This window comes from Mycobacterium sp. Soil_C_30, from assembly GCF_057656995.1.
Genome location: NZ_JBDGJH010000018.1, coordinates 60,084 through 72,821, shown reverse-complemented (window position 1 = coordinate 72,821; position 12,738 = coordinate 60,084). Strand labels below are relative to the sequence as shown.

Annotated in this window: 14 protein-coding genes; 6 read left to right on the top strand and 8 right to left on the bottom strand. The window is 67.6% G+C overall.

Features of this window, described 5'->3' with window-relative positions; translation table 11 throughout:
• Positions 1-11: 11 nt before the first annotated feature.
• The 3 genes from AC3A6P_RS26650 to AC3A6P_RS26640 all read right to left on the bottom strand — a co-directional run bounded on the left by AC3A6P_RS26650 (position 12) and on the right by AC3A6P_RS26640 (position 1,757).
• Positions 12-713, bottom strand: a complete 702-nt coding sequence (locus AC3A6P_RS26650) for a dienelactone hydrolase family protein (RefSeq protein ID WP_487695082.1) — start codon at positions 711-713, stop codon at positions 12-14.
• Positions 714-866: 153 nt separating this feature from the next.
• Positions 867-1,340: an ATP-binding protein gene (locus AC3A6P_RS26645; RefSeq protein ID WP_487695081.1), complete on the bottom strand. Its 474-nt coding sequence runs from the start codon at positions 1,338-1,340 to the stop codon at positions 867-869.
• A 33-nt stretch (positions 1,341-1,373) separates the two neighbouring features.
• Positions 1,374-1,757 (bottom strand): STAS domain-containing protein, encoded by a 384-nt coding sequence (locus AC3A6P_RS26640; protein WP_487695080.1) that lies wholly within the window; start codon positions 1,755-1,757, stop codon positions 1,374-1,376.
• 258 nt (positions 1,758-2,015) lie between these two features.
• On the opposite strand from AC3A6P_RS26640, the gene AC3A6P_RS26635 reads away from it, so the two are divergent.
• From AC3A6P_RS26635 to AC3A6P_RS26620, 4 genes are all read left to right on the top strand, one after another.
• A complete protein-coding gene (locus AC3A6P_RS26635; protein ID WP_487695079.1) occupies positions 2,016-3,500 on the top strand; it encodes an aldehyde dehydrogenase family protein in 1,485 nt (494 codons plus the stop codon).
• Between the two features lie 104 nt (positions 3,501-3,604).
• Positions 3,605-4,162 carry a TetR/AcrR family transcriptional regulator gene (locus tag AC3A6P_RS26630; RefSeq protein WP_487695078.1) on the top strand — a complete coding sequence of 186 codons (558 nt, stop codon included), beginning with the start codon at positions 3,605-3,607 and terminating at the stop codon, positions 4,160-4,162.
• Positions 4,163-4,259: 97 nt separating this feature from the next.
• Complete coding sequence (locus AC3A6P_RS26625) at positions 4,260-6,605, top strand: xanthine dehydrogenase family protein molybdopterin-binding subunit (protein WP_487695077.1); 2,346 nt, start codon at positions 4,260-4,262, stop codon at positions 6,603-6,605.
• Positions 6,606-6,619: 14 nt separating this feature from the next.
• Positions 6,620-7,291, top strand: coding sequence for an SRPBCC family protein (locus tag AC3A6P_RS26620; RefSeq protein ID WP_487695075.1), 672 nt, complete (start codon positions 6,620-6,622; stop codon positions 7,289-7,291).
• Here the strand turns inward: AC3A6P_RS26620 and AC3A6P_RS26615 are convergent.
• Both AC3A6P_RS26615 and AC3A6P_RS26610 read right to left on the bottom strand, forming a co-directional pair.
• Entirely contained in the window at positions 7,258-7,770 is a 513-nt protein-coding gene (locus AC3A6P_RS26615) for a (2Fe-2S)-binding protein (RefSeq protein ID WP_487695074.1), read from the bottom strand. The genes AC3A6P_RS26620 and AC3A6P_RS26615 overlap by 34 nt on opposite strands.
• A complete protein-coding gene (locus tag AC3A6P_RS26610) occupies positions 7,763-8,653 on the bottom strand; it encodes an FAD binding domain-containing protein (protein WP_487695072.1) in 891 nt (296 codons plus the stop codon). The genes AC3A6P_RS26615 and AC3A6P_RS26610 overlap by 8 nt, the downstream gene beginning before the upstream one ends.
• 196 nt (positions 8,654-8,849) lie before the next feature.
• On the opposite strand from AC3A6P_RS26610, the gene AC3A6P_RS26605 reads away from it, so the two are divergent.
• Both AC3A6P_RS26605 and AC3A6P_RS26600 read left to right on the top strand, forming a co-directional pair.
• The gene (locus AC3A6P_RS26605) at positions 8,850-9,911 is read left to right on the top strand and encodes an FHA domain-containing protein (RefSeq protein WP_487695071.1); all 1,062 of its coding nucleotides are present in this window, start codon (positions 8,850-8,852) and stop codon (positions 9,909-9,911) included.
• A gap of 111 nt (positions 9,912-10,022) precedes the next feature.
• A complete protein-coding gene (locus AC3A6P_RS26600) occupies positions 10,023-10,502 on the top strand; it encodes a peptidoglycan endopeptidase (protein ID WP_487695069.1) in 480 nt (159 codons plus the stop codon).
• Here the strand turns inward: AC3A6P_RS26600 and AC3A6P_RS26595 are convergent.
• The 3 genes from AC3A6P_RS26595 to AC3A6P_RS26585 form a co-directional block, all read right to left on the bottom strand.
• On the bottom strand, positions 10,499-10,954 hold the full coding sequence (locus tag AC3A6P_RS26595) for an acetyltransferase (protein WP_487695067.1): 456 nt from the start codon (positions 10,952-10,954) through the stop codon (positions 10,499-10,501). The two genes, AC3A6P_RS26600 and AC3A6P_RS26595, sit on opposite strands and share 4 nt — an antisense overlap.
• 69 nt (positions 10,955-11,023) lie before the next feature.
• A complete protein-coding gene (locus tag AC3A6P_RS26590) occupies positions 11,024-12,217 on the bottom strand; it encodes a Dyp-type peroxidase (RefSeq protein WP_487695066.1) in 1,194 nt (397 codons plus the stop codon).
• On the bottom strand, positions 12,210-12,701 hold the full coding sequence (locus AC3A6P_RS26585; RefSeq protein ID WP_487695064.1) for a copper chaperone PCu(A)C: 492 nt from the start codon (positions 12,699-12,701) through the stop codon (positions 12,210-12,212). Before AC3A6P_RS26585 ends, AC3A6P_RS26590 begins: the two co-directional genes overlap by 8 nt.
• Between the last annotated feature and the right edge of the window lie 37 nt (positions 12,702-12,738).

Below are 12,738 nucleotides of genomic sequence, written 5' to 3'. Positions count from 1 at the left end.
ACGGTGTCAGGTCACCGCAAGTGCTCACCGAAAAACCTCAGGATGCGCACCCACGCGTCCTCCGCCTCGGGTTCGGAATAGAAGAAGCCTGCCGCGCGGGTGACGAACTGCAATGCCGCGGGCGTTCCCCAGTCGTTCATGAACGAGTGTCCGACTTCGGGATACTCCTTGACGTCGTGGGCAACTCCCCCGTCGGTCAGGATGCGTTCGAGCTTGTCCGCCGCACCCTTGAGAGTGGGGTCCTTGGCGCCGTAGCTCGCTACGGTGGGACACGAATTTGCCAGCACCGCTGGGTCTTTCGGCCAGTTGCCGTAGTTGGGAGCGGCCGCGTCGAACACCCCCCGCGGCGCCAGCTGCAAACTGAACCCGCCACCCATGCAGAAACCGAGGACACCGACCTTGCCGGTGCAGGACGGGTCGGCCGCCAGCGCGTCGCGCGCGGCTACCACGTCGTCGATGGCCGCACCGCTGCCGGTACTCAACGCCCGCATGGTGGCCACCACGCATGCCACGCGGTTGCCGCGACGGAACAGCGCCGGCGCCAACGCCAGATACCCCTCCGCTGCGAGCCGATCGCAACTGCGTTTGATGTCGGCGGTCAACCCGAAGGCGTCGTGAATGACGACCACCGCCGGCCACGGGCCCTCACCGGCGGGCTGGGCGCGGTAGTCCGGCAGCGGGCCGGCCGGCGCTGGATACGTGATGTCCGTCATGGCGGGCACTCCTTCACGAGGGGAATTCTTCCGCAGGTCGCCCCGTTGGACATATCGACGGTGCCGAGCATGCCCCGGGTACCACACCTCAGTCGCCTCGAGCGACCACTTGCCGAGAGGCGCACGCCGGCACCGTCCCCAAACTCCCTGTTTCTAGGCAGGCACTTCGTCGCCGTTGCGCGCGGTGCTCACCGCGATGTTGCCGAACCGCATCCGAACGGTGGTGCCGTGGTCACCGGCGTCGATGCCCACCTCGTCGGACAGCGCCTCCATCAACGGGATACCGCGGCCCCTGGTGCGTTTGGCCTCGCGTTCGGTCGAGTCACGCCACGTCCCGTGATCGCTGACGGTGATGGTCAGGATCGATGTCGATCTGTCGTACTCACCACGCAACTCGACTGTGCCGGCGTGGGTGGCGTGGCGGTACGCGAACTCGGCCACGTTGGCCAGTGCCTCGTTGACGGCCAGCACCAGGTCGTTGAGCCGTAGTGCGTCGAGTTCGAAACCCTGCCGCAACCACTGCTCCAACTCTTCGCGCAGCCTGACCACATTCACAGCGTCCGCGACCACACCTGCACGCTCGAAACCATCAGATTCGGGGGGCGCGGTGTCGTTGGTCTTCGTCATGGCAAAAGTGGGGCTACCCGGTTCCAATACACCTCACGCATCGAGTTTTGCGAGTGCCTCGTCCCTGGTCTGGAACAGGTCGACGATGTCGGCGATACCCACCAGTTTGAGCGGCCGGCTGGTCACCGGACCGTCGGCGACAACGCCGAATTTGACGTCGGCGGGCAACTGATCGTGAGCGCCCACCAGGACGCCCATCCCGGCCGACGCCAGGAACTCGACATCAGTCAGATCGACGACCAAAGCCGCGGGCGTCTTGCTCAGCGAGGCGGTGATCGCCTCTTCGAGCTGAGGAGCCGTCAGCATGTCGACAACGCCGGAGACGGACAGCACTGCAACTCGGCCGACCCACTCTTCACCGATGACACACGTCACCGGGCTGGTGGCTTCGTTGACGAGCTTTGGCTGTTCGGACAAGATTCACCTCACTGTTTGCACTGCACGGCCCAGCCGGATCGCGCGTGTAGCTCGCAAGGCTGCAGTCTGAACCCGGCAAGGACGTCTTTCGCACTGGAGCTAGGTTATCCCAGAAGATCACGGACGCGCCGCTGCCACCGGCCTGAGCACCCCGTGTCGACACCGCCAGCGAATCTTCCGGGAAGCCGCCGACGGACCCATGTAGACCAGGTACCGGATTCGCCTGACACTCTGGGGCATTTTTGTAAAGCTGGGCCCATGACCGACATCGCAGAACACACCGGCGTGCTCGCCGGCGAACATCGGATGCTCATCGATGGGGACCTACAGCCCGCGGGTACCGGCGCACTCTTCGACGTCGAACACCCCGCCAGCGAAGAAGTGGTGGGACAGGCCGCCGACGGCACAGTGGCCGACATGGACCGGGCGGTGGCGGCCGCGCGGCGCGCATTCGATGCCGGCGACTGGTCGCGCGATCCCGAGTTCCGGTTCCACTGCATGATGCAGTTGCACGCGGCGCTGGAGCGCGACAAAGAGCACCTTCGCCGGGTGCTCATCACCGAAGTGGGCTGCCCCGTGACGGTCACCGGCTCCCAGATCGAGAGCCCGATCGCCGAAGTGAAGCACTGGGCCGAACACGGGCGCGATTTTCGGTATCTCCAGGACACCGGCCTGCACGACACCCCGATGGGCCCCGCGCGCCGGAAGCTGTCCTTCGAGGCGGTCGGGGTGGTCGGGGCGATCACGCCGTGGAACGTGCCGTTCTACCTCAACATCGCCGAGACCGTGCCGGCTCTGATGGCGGGCAACACCGTTGTACTCAAACCTGCCCAGCTCACCCCCTGGTCAGGCAGTGAACTGGGGCGCATCGTCGCCGAGGACACCGACATTCCCGCCGGAGTCTTCAATGTCGTCACCTCGAACGCCAACGAAGTCGGAGCCGCACTGTCGGCCGATCCGCGGGTGGACATGATCACCTTCACCGGCTCGACGGCCACCGGCCGCGCCATCCTGGCCGCTGCCGCACCGACGGTGAAGAAGACCCTGTTGGAGCTCGGCGGCAAGTCGGCGCACATCGTGCTCGACGACGCCGACCTGACCGCCGCGCTGCCCCTGGCGGCCATGATGGCCTGTGTCATGTCCGGCCAGAGCTGCATTCTGCCCAGCCGGATCCTGCTGCCGCGCCGCCGCTACGACGAAGGTCTGGAGTTGTTGAAAGCCGCCATGGAGAACTTCCCGGTGGGTGATCCCTGGACTCCCGGAGTCATGCAGGGCCCCCAGATCAGCGCCGTGCAGCGCGACAAGGTGCTCGGCCTCATCGAGAGCGGGCTGAGCTCCGGTGCCCGGCTGATCACCGGCGGGGGCATTCCCGAGCAGCTGACCCGCGGTTACTACACCCAGCCCACCCTGCTGGCCGACGTCGACCCCGACTCCCGGATCGCCCAGGAGGAGATCTTCGGTCCCGTCCTCACCGTCACCGGTTACGACAGCGACGACGAGGCCGTCGCGATCGCCAACAACAGCATCTACGGACTGTCCGCCGAAGTCTCCGGCACCGACCTCGACCGCGCCATGGGTATCGCGCGACGGATGCGCACCGGCAACGTCACCATCAACGGCAAGAGTCACTTCGGTATCACCAGCCCCTTCGGCGGCACCAAACAATCCGGATTGGGCTACCGCAACGGCGACCGCGGTTACACCGAGTACCTCGACATCAAGACCATCGGGATGCCCGGGTGATGGACGCACCGCAGATCACCGCGCTGGTGCACCGGTCCCCCGATGCGGCGCACGTCTCAGCGTCGGAAACCTGACCTGGCGAGACACCCGACTACCATTTTGTTGTGGCACCACGACAGCAGGAGCTCTCCCCCTCCGACACCGACGCGGATCCGACAACCAGTGACCGTATTCTTGCGGCCACTGCGGAGGTGCTCGCCCGCAACGGCATGTCCAAGTTGAGCCTGTCCGAAGTGGCGCTGCAGGCGGGCGTCTCGCGTCCCACGCTGTACCGCTGGTTCGCCTCGAAGGAAGACCTGCTCGACGCGTTCGGACTCTGGGAGCGTGAACTGTTCGACCGCGGCATCGCGAAGGCCACCGCGGGACTGCGCGGCAGTGAACGACTCGACGCGGCACTGCGGTTCATCGTCGAGTATCAGCAGTCGTATTCCGGCGTGCGGATGATCGACATCGAACCCGGGCACGTGATCAAGCGGATGGCCTATGTCATCCCGATCATGCGGGAACGCCTCGAGTTGCTGCTGCCCGCCTCCCGCGCCGCGGTCGCGGCAGCCACCGCCACCCGGGTGGCGGTGTGTCATTACATCGTCCGCAGCGACGACGACGGCGAGTTCCTGGCGCAGCTGCGCCATGCGGTCGGTCTCAAACCCCACAACGACTAGTTGTCGCCCGCTTTTCGCGCCTCCTGTACGGGCTGGGGGTCCCCTAGTAGTGTGTCCGCTGAGCGACTGCTTAGCAGACTGAGGGGAGCGACGGCCGATGACGCAGACAGCACCTGTCGACACGGTGACCACCCGCTACGCCGGTACCCGCGTACCGCGCGTGGAGGACACCCGGCTGCTGACGGGCCACGGCACTTTCGTCGACGATGTGAGCCGGCCCGGCATGCTGCACGCCTGTTTCGTGCGCAGCCCGTTCGCCCGCGCCACCATCAAGGGCATCGACGTCTCCGCGGCGCTGGCGACGCCCGGGGTGATCGCGGTGCTGACCGCCGCCGATCTGAACCCCGAGGTGAAAGAGGCCTGGCACGCCGTCGCCGGCAAGGACATCCCCGACACGCCCCGCCCGCCACTGGCCGAGGGTGAGGTGAAGTTCGTCGGCGATCCGGTGGCCCTGCTGATCGCCGAGAACCGGTATCTCGCCGAGGACGCCATCGAACTCGTCGACGTCGACTACGAGCCACTGCCGGCGATCGCCGACTTCACCCGGGCGGTGAATCACGCAGTGGTGGTCCATGATTCGTACCCCGACAACGTGGCCGGCGGGATGGCGGGCGCGCCCCCGGACGAAGAACTGTTCGCCACCGCGGCGCACGTGGTCTCGGAGAACGTCTATCAGCAGACCTATGTGCCGGTGCCGATCGAGACCCGCGGTCTGGTGGTCGAGTGGGAGGCCGCCTCCCAGGAGCTGACCCTGTGGGCCTCGACGCAGACACCGCACGAGCTGCGAGCCTTCGCCGCGCGGCTGCTGGGGCTACCCGCGCAGAAAGTGCGCGTCATCATGCGCGACACCGGCGGCGGGTTCGGCCAGAAGGTGGTGCCGATGCGTGAGGACATGTGCATCATGCTGGCCGCCCGCAAGGTACCCGGCGCCCTGAAGTGGATCGAGGACCGGCGCGAGAACCTGATGGCCGCCGGGCAGGCCCGCCACGTCGACGGCACGGTGCGGATGGCCTTCGACGACGAAGGCACCATCCTGGCCGCCGACATCAAGTTCAGCCAGGACATCGGCGCCTATCCCACGCCGTACCCGGTGCTCACCACCGCCGCCATCGGCATGTTCTTCCCCGGGCCGTACCGCGTACCCAAGGCCAGCTTCGACTACAAGACGGTGTTCTCCAATACCGCCGGACTGGTCGCCTATCGCGGGCCCTGGCAGTACGAAACCCTCTCGCGCGAAGTGCTTCTCGACATCGCCGCCCGCAAGATGGGCATGGACCCGGTGGAATTGCGGCGGCGCAACATCCTGCGCGGTGACGAGATGCCCTACTTCAATGCCAACGGCATGCCGTACAGCCACGTGGCGCCGGCCGACACCTTCGAGCAGGCCGTGAAGATCCTCGACCACGAAGGGTTCCGCAAGGAGCAGGCCGAGGCACTGGCGCAGGGCCGCTACCTCGGCCTCGGGTTCTCCGCGTACATCGAGCCGACGGGTGCGGCCACCGGCCATCTGGGCACCGAGGGCGCCACCATCCGGATGGAGCCCACCGGCAAGATCAACGTCTACGTCAACGGCGGGTCCACCGGAAACAGTCTGGAGACCACGGTCGTTCAGCTCACCGCCGACGCGCTGGGCGCCGACATCGACGACGTGTCGAGCATTCAGGGTGATACGGCGGTGACCCCGTACGGCGCGGGCACCCAGGGCAGCCGGTCCGGGCCGATGACGGCGGGTGCGGTCAACGAAGCCGGCACGATGCTGCGCCATCAGATCGTGACGATGGCGGCCCACCGCCTCGGCGTGGGGGTCGACGAGATCGAACTCGCCGGCTCGGCAGCCAGCGTGCGGTCCGATCCGGACAAGCGGGTGACGTTCGCGGACTTGGCTTTCCGCGCCTACTACGAACCACAGCAGCTGCCGCCGGGGATGTCGGCCTCGCTGGAGGCGACGGCGCGGTTCACCTCGCCCATGGAAGCGATGATCCACTGGGCCAACGCCACCCACGCCTGCACCTGTGAGGTGGACATCGCGACCGGACACGTGACGCTGACCCGCTACATCGTCAGCGAGGACGTCGGCCCCATGATCAATCCGAACGTCGTCGAGGGCCAGATCGCCGGCGGCACCGTGCAGGGTATCGGCGGCGCACTGCTGGAATGCCTCGCCTACGACGACGACGGCAATCCGTTGTCGTCGACATTCGTCGACTACCTGTTGCCGACGGCCACCGAGGTGCCCGCCATCGAATACGGTCACGTCGAGATCCCGGGCCCCGGTGTCGGCGGCTACAAGGGTTGCGGCGAGGGCGGCGCCATTGGCGCCACGCCCGCGGTGATCAACGCGATCAACGACGCGCTCGCCCCGCTCGGGGTGTATCTGACCCGGCTGCCCGCCACCCCCTCCGCCATCGTGGAACTGCTCGAACAGTCCGCCACCAACAAGTAAGGACCCACTCAACAATGGAACTGGTCAACGAGTTTCGTGTTCCCGTGCCCGTCGACAAGGCCTGGACGGTGCTGACGAACGTCGAGCGCATCGCGCCCTGCATCCCCGGTGCGCAACTGCTCTCCGCCGACGGTGACGCGTTCACCGGTGCGGTCAAGGTGAAGGTCGGCCCGATCACCGTGCAGTACCAGGGCAATGCGGAGTTCAAGGAAAAGGACCACAACGCCCACCGCGCCGTCATCAAGGCCGTCGGCAAGGAGACCCGCGGTCAGGGCAACGCGGCCGCTCTTGTCACCGCCGAACTCAAGGACGAGGGCGACTCCACCACCTGCGTGCTCACCACCGACCTCACCATCTCCGGCAAGGCGGCACAGTTCGGCCGCGGGGTGCTCGCCGATGTGGCGACCAAGCTGATCGGGCAGTTCGCCGACCGTCTCGAAGCCGATCTGACCGGTGCCGGGGCCACTCCGGTGACAGCCGCCGCCGACGCGGGCGTCGCCTCACAACCGGCCCCCGCGGCCTCCGACGAGGCGGCCTCGCTGGATCTGTTCTCCGTGGTGGCCGCCCCGTTGGCCAAGCGCGCCCTGCCGGTGGCGGTCGGGCTGGCCGCCGGCGTGCTGCTGGGGTCGCTGCTGGGCGGCCGTCGCAGGCCTTATGTGATCGTGGTGCCCGCCTCGGCGGGTTGACCGTTGCGCTCGAGCAGCTCTGCGGCGCGGTGCACCGCGTTCACGATTCCCTGATACCCGGTGCAGCGGCAGAAGTTGCCGGACAGTCCTTCGCGGATCTCCTCATCGGAGGGTTTCGGGTTGTCACGCAGCAAGGCGGTGATCGACATGACGAATCCCGGTGTGCAGAAACCACATTGCAGACCGTGACACTCGCGCATCGCCGTCTGCACCGGGGACAGCTGGCCATCGGGGGCGGCAATGCCTTCCACGGTGTCGACGGCCGAACCGTCGGCCTGCACGGCGAACACCAGGCAGCCGCGCACCGCATTCCCATCCAGCCACACCGTGCACGCCCCGCAGGCGCCGTGTTCGCAGCCCAGGTGCGTCCCGGTCAGGCCGCACCGCTCACGCAGGAAGTCGGCCAGCGTGACACGCGGTTCGACGACGGCATCGACAGCGCGGCCGTTGACCGTCATCTCGACCGGCATCTCATGCATGGGCAGTCTCCTTCACATCGGCGGCGATCACAGCGTCGGTCCAGGCACGGGCCACCATCGCGGCGCCGACACGAAGTCGGTAGGCGACCGAGCCCTGCAGGTCGGCGGGCACCTCGTCGAGACCGGTCATCGCCAGTCGCCCGATCTCCTCGGCGTCCAGATCTGCGATGGCGGCACCGGTGACGGCCACCTCGGCTGCGGTGGCCCGCAGCGGGGTCGAGCCCAGGCCCATCAGGCCTATGGCGGCCCGTTCCACTTCCCCACCGGCGCCCAGGGACACGGCCACGGCGGCACCGGCGATGGCGAAATCGCCGTGCCGACGCGCGAATTCGTGGAAGCCGTAGCCGATGCGGCCCTGCCACACCGGGATCTCGACGGCCACCAGCACCTCGTCGGGCGCCAGCGCCGTTTCCCACAGCCCGGTGAAGAACTGGCCTGCCCCGATACGACGGGTGCCGGATTTCGAGGCCGCTTCCATCGACGCGTCGAGCGTCAACGCCACGAGCGGATACTCACCGGCAGGATCGGCATGGGCCACCGCCCCGCCGAAGGTGCCGCGATTGCGGATCTGGAAGTGCCCGATGTAAGGCGTCACCTGGGTGAGGAGCGGAACGCCTGCGCCCACCTGGTCGTCGGCGCCCACCGTCGCGTGTGTGGTGGCCGCGCCGATGCGCAGGACGTCACCCCGGCGTTCGATGCCGTTGAGCTCCGGCAGCCGGGTGATGTCGATGAGGTTGTCGAAATAGGCGAGCCGCAAGGCGAGCATCGGGGTCAGACTCTGGCCGCCGGCCAGAATCTTGGCCTCCCCGTCATACTCGGCCAACAGGTTCACTACATCGTCGAGGTCGAACGGGCGGTGGTAGGCGAACGGCGCGGGCTTCATGTCAGAGCCACCGCCTGATCCATGCTGTGCACTCGCTCAGTTTAGAGCACGCCGGTGCGCCGACAAACCGTATCGACGCTTCGATTTCGGCCGGTACGCTTTGACTGTCGCCTGCTACCGCGGCACCGATGTGTAGCACTCGACAACGTTGTCCACTCAACGGAGGTTGCGGTCGGCCGTGTACGAAGAAGGAACCGTGGGCGAATTTCCGGCCGAGTCCCAGGAACCGCCCCGGTTGGCCGTCCACTGCGGTGAACAGACCCGCGTCATCAGCCCCGCCGCCGGCCAGATCACCCTCGGCCGGGATCCCTCCTCGGCGATCCGGCTCGACCACTCCTGGCTCTCCCGCACCCACGTACGCCTCCGGACCGACGGAAGTCGTTGGGTCGCAGTCGATTGCAGCCGCAACGGTATGTTCATCGACGGCGTGCGGCACGAGTCCGTGGTGGTGACGGACGGTCTGACTCTCCAGCTGGGAAACCCCGACGGCCTGGCCGTGCACTTCACCTTTTCCGACGCCGAGGCCGACCCCGACGAGGACGACTGGACCTCCGAGCAGACCATCGATCCGGATATCGCGCGCGCGGGCGCCGCGGTGGCCGCGCGCCGGCGAGAACTCGACCTCACCCAGCGCGGTCTGGCGCGCGACAAGATCATCAACGCCGGCGCGTTGATCGCGTTCGAGAAAGGCCGCAGCTGGCCGCACGAGAGCACCCGCGCCCGGCTCGAACAGGTACTGCAGTGGCCCCCCGGGGCCATTGCCGGGATCCGGCAGGGTGAGCCCTCCCCCGAGGAGGAACCCACCGCGGTCATCTCGACGACGGTGAGTTCGCCGCTGATCGCCCAGGCGCTCCAGTTGGCTCTCAACAGCGTCGACAGCAGTATCGCCGCCCTGCCCAGCCAGTCGTCACCGGAGTTCGACGAGCGAGTCGGTGCCGTGCTGCGGGATCTTCGCAACCTGCAGACCGTGACGTCGGACGCCGCGCGAAACGCCCCCGGGGCCCCGACGCTGGTGATCGTCCTGGGCGGGGTGCGGCGCCGGTACGACGAGCTGATGGCCCGCGCGGCGCAAGCCCCTGACGCTCCCGTCGGCAGACGCCTCTACGCAGCGCGCCGACGTGCGAACCTCACCGCCGCAGACACCGCGCTGGCGGCGGGATTGCCGGTCAGCCTCATCGAGGCGGCCGAGGCCGACCAGCCCGTACCGCCCCACGCGTGTGCCGCACTCGAGGCGCTGATCGGCCAACTCGACGTCTGACCGCACGCTGGGCAAACGCCGATCTTTGTTGCCGAGGCCATCTCACCAGCGAATCGTGATCGATGCCACAGGGTTTGGTTACGCCTGAAGCCGTTGTTAAAGTCCCGCCGCATGTTTGTTCTCGCGACGTTGTTGACATTCGTCAACCAGGTTTCCGGAACTCCGTACGTTGTCGGCGGTGACTCCGCCGCCGGCACCGACTGCTCGGGCCTCGCGTCCTGGGTGTCCAATGTGGCGACCGGGCGACCGGCCTACGGAGACCGCTTCCACACCGGCAATCAAGAACAGGCGCTTCTGGCCCGCGGGTTCCGCCACGGCACCGCTCCGGACGCGTTGGTCATCGGCTGGAACGGCTCGCACACCGCCGTCACCCTGCCCGACGGGACCGCGGTGTCCAGCGGCGAGGGCGGCGGCGTCCAGGTCGGTGGCGGCGGGGCGTATCAACCGCAGTTCACCCACCACATGTATCTGCCGATGCCGACACAACCTCCTGTCGATCCTGCGCTGCCCCCACCGCCTCCAGCACCAGCTGCGCCTCTGGTACCGGTGTCCGTGGCAGCGCCGGCGCCCGGACCGCCGATGGCGGCCTAAACCGGCAACGCCAGATTGAGGATCGGAAACGGCCGCCCGTCGCCGTCAGTGTCCTGCCGGCCCACGGTGACGAACCCGAAGCGCCGATAGAACCCCACGGCCTGCGGGTTCTGCTCGTTGACATCGACCAGCAGACCGGGATGCGCGGTGATGGCGTGGCGCAACAGCACCGCCCCGATGCCCGTGCCCCGGTATTGCTGGTCGACGAACAGCATCTCCAGCTTGCCGTCAGCCAGCCCGGAGAAGGCGACCGGCACTTCGCCGACGGTCGCCACCGTCAACTCGACCGCTCCGAAATAGTCACTGAGCAACCGGCTTTCGAAGAAGTCGATATCGTCGGCGGTCAGGAAGTCGTGGGTGGCCTGCACTGCACTGCGCCAGATCCGCGCCAGCGTAGGCCATTCGGCCTCGCCCCGGCATGCGCGCAACTCCACTTCGCGGGTCTCGTCCACGCAGTAAGAGTAGACAGCACGGATGTCGGCGAAGCGCCCGCCACCCGCGAGTTTCTCCTACGCGGGAGGTCATGTCAGCACCTGCTCGCCCAGGAAGCCACCCTCGCCGATCCCCGGCAGGATCGCGAACACCGCCGAGCCCACCGGCGTGGTCCATGGATTGAGGGCGTCGAAGTCGGCGAGGCGTTGCTGCACCGGCACGAACTGAGTGGCCGGATCCCGTTGATAGGCAAGGAACAACAGCCCGCTGTCACTGATCTGCCCCGGCTCGGGCAGATCGTCGTAGTTGTAGGGCCGACGCAGGAACTGCTCGGCGTCGGCGCGGTGATGGGCCATGGCGATATGCGAGTTCTCCGGGATCACGGTGATGCCGTTGAGCGTCGCGGCGAAGTCGGGCGCATCGGACTCCCGACTACCGGTCAGCGGCGCCCCGGTATCCAGACGGCGCCCGACCACCAACTCCTTGGAGGTCCGATCCAACTCATCCCAGGTGTCCATCTCGGCACGGATGCGCCGCATCACCACGGTGGTGCCGCCGGTGAACCACGGCTGCGAACGGCCGTCATCCCAGACCAGCCGATCCAGCTCGGCGGCGGTGTTCAGGTTGACCGTTCCGTCCACCTGACCCATCAGATTCCGCATCGAGGCCCCCGGCTCCGCGGACCGCGGAGGGTTGCGGAAGCCCCGTTGGATCCACCGAACCGTCGTCATCGAGCGGGCGTTCTTGACCAGCACCCGGCAGGCGTGGCTCACCGTCAGCAGGCTGTCGGCACACACCTGTAGCAGCAATTGCCCACCACTCCAGCGTGATTCGAGACGATCGATGCGAAACGGCGGCAACGGGGCCACCGAGACCGGACGCGCCGCGTCGAGCCCCACCGCGGTGAACAGCTCGGGTCCGTAGCCCACGGTGACCGTCAGCCGGGACGGCTGCGCCGCGAGCTCGGGCTCGGTATCGGCCAGCGCGGGCAGTCCTTGCGTCAACCGCGCCGCGTCCGCGGTCCACAGTTTCATCACCGAGGTCAGCGTTGACCGGTCAGCGCGGTCGGGCCGCAGATCCAACGCGACCAGCGTCGCGTACGCCTGGGGTGCGGTGCCCACTCCGGACTGGTGCTCGCCGAAGAAGGGTTCGGTCTGCGGCGCCGCGGCGTCGGCAGTGTCGCGGCGGGCGCACCCGGTCAGGCCGGCACCGGCCACCCCCGCGGCCAGCGCGCCGGCACCGAGCACCCTGCGCCGGCTGACCCCGGAACGGGGCTCAGCCATGAGAATTCGGGTCGTAATGCTCGTCGGCGCCCGGGAAATCACGGACCTGTGCGGTGATCGGCAGCGTCGATCCGTCCTCGAACGTGGCGGCGATCTCGACGTCGCTGCCCGGCTCGAGCGCTCCGGTGAGTTCCATCAGCATCAGGTGATCACCACCGGGAATCAGGTCGATGGCGCCGCCCGCCGGAATCACGAAACCGCCGTCTTTGGGCCGCATGGTCATCGCGCCGCCGTCGGAGACCACCTCGTGCAGTTCCACCATCGCGGCCGCGGCGGTGGTGGCGGACACGATGCGCGCGTCGTGGGCACCGCTGTTGGTGAGCCGGCCGAAGGCCGCGGTCATACCGTCGTCGGCGGCTTTGACCCAGGCGTCCGCGACAGTGACGGCGTCGGCCGTCACCCGCGGTTGCGCCGGTTCGGACGAACATCCGGCCAGGGCCACAGCAGAGGTCAGAAGAACCGCAAAGTGCTTTGGTTTGAGCATTTTCGAGACTTTCACGTCGAAGCCTGGCAACGCAGGC